Source organism: Mycolicibacterium canariasense (genome assembly GCF_002101555.1).
GTDB classification, from domain to species: domain Bacteria; phylum Actinomycetota; class Actinomycetes; order Mycobacteriales; family Mycobacteriaceae; genus Mycobacterium; species Mycobacterium canariasense.
Genome location: NZ_LQOL01000084.1, coordinates 1 through 1248, shown reverse-complemented (window position 1 = coordinate 1248; position 1248 = coordinate 1). Strand labels below are relative to the sequence as shown.

Genomic DNA, 1248 nt, shown 5'->3' with positions numbered 1-1248 from the left:
TGAGGGGGACCCGTTTGGTGGTCCAGTCGCTATGCGACTTGGGGTTGGTGGGTCGTGGTCCACTGTAGAGCGAACTCCGCTGGGGTAAGTTCGCCGTGGGCGGAGTGGGGTCGGTTGGCGTTGTAATCGCAGCGCCAGTCCTCGATGATCACCCGGGCCTCCAGAAGCGAGTCGAAGCGCCACGAGTTGAGCAGTTCATCACGCAGGCGGCCGTTGAAGGATTCGATCCAGGCGTTCTGCCACGGCGAGCCGGGATCAATGAAAAGGGAACCGGCACTGTTGAATCGGCACCAATCGCTCACGGCGTGGGCCACGAACTCGGGCCCGTTGTCGAAGCGCACGTAGTGCGGCGCCCCGTGGGTGAGGGCCAGGCGATCCAAGACGTCGACGACGCCGTCGGCGTTGATGGCGCGGTCGACCTCAATCGCGAGTGCTTCGCGGGTGAACTCGTCGATGACGTTGAGCATCTTGAGGATGCGGCCATCGGCGGTCGTGTCGAACTGGAAGTCCATCGCCCAGATCACGTTCGGGCGGATCGGTGACATCGCACCCACGGCGACACCGATGCCGGTCAGCCGCTTCTTGCGGCGGCGCTGTGGGACCCGCAAGCCCTCTTCACGCCACAGCCGGCGGATGCGCTTGTTGTTGGCTTTCCAGCCGGCCTTGCGGGCCATCTTGGCTGCCCGTCGCCACCCCCAGCGAGGTCGATCGGTGGAGAACCGGCGCAACCAAGCCCGCAGCTCGGCCTCCTCGGTGGCGATCGGCGCCGGCGTCAGGCGCATCGTGGAGCGGTGCAGACCCACGACCGTGCAGGCGCGGCGTTCAGACACCCCGAACCGCTCGCGCAGCACCGTGACGGCGCTGCGCTTGCGGTTCGGGGTCAGAAGTTTCCCGCCGAGATCTCCTTGAGCATGTCGATGTCGAGGGCCTGGTTGGCGACCATCTTCTTGAGCCGGGCGTTCTCGGCTTCGAGTTCTTTGAGACGCTTGGCGTCGTTGGCCTTCATGCCGCCGTACTGGGCAAGCCAGCGATGCCACGTCGACTCCGCGATCTCTAGGTGTCGGCACACCTCGCTCAGTTCCTGGCCCGCTGCAAGGAGCTTGTTGCCCTCGGCGAGCTTGCGGATGATCTGGTCCGGGGTGTGCCGCCGGCGCTTGTTCGATGCCATGTCGTTGTTGATTCTTCCTTGCCCGCAGACCGGGCAACAGAGTCGCACAACGACTGGACCACTACGAAGGGCTCACCTCA

At 65.0% G+C, this 1248-nt stretch carries 1 protein-coding gene; it reads right to left on the bottom strand.

Features of this window, described 5'->3' with window-relative positions; translation table 11 throughout:
• Positions 1-29: 29 nt before the first annotated feature.
• Positions 30-1168 (bottom strand): IS3 family transposase gene (locus AWB94_RS29415; RefSeq protein ID WP_095762103.1). Its coding sequence is split into 2 segments (ribosomal slippage): positions 30-898 and positions 898-1168, totalling 1140 coding nucleotides; the frame shifts between segments, so codons are not numbered across the junction.
• Positions 1169-1248 lie beyond the last annotated feature (80 nt).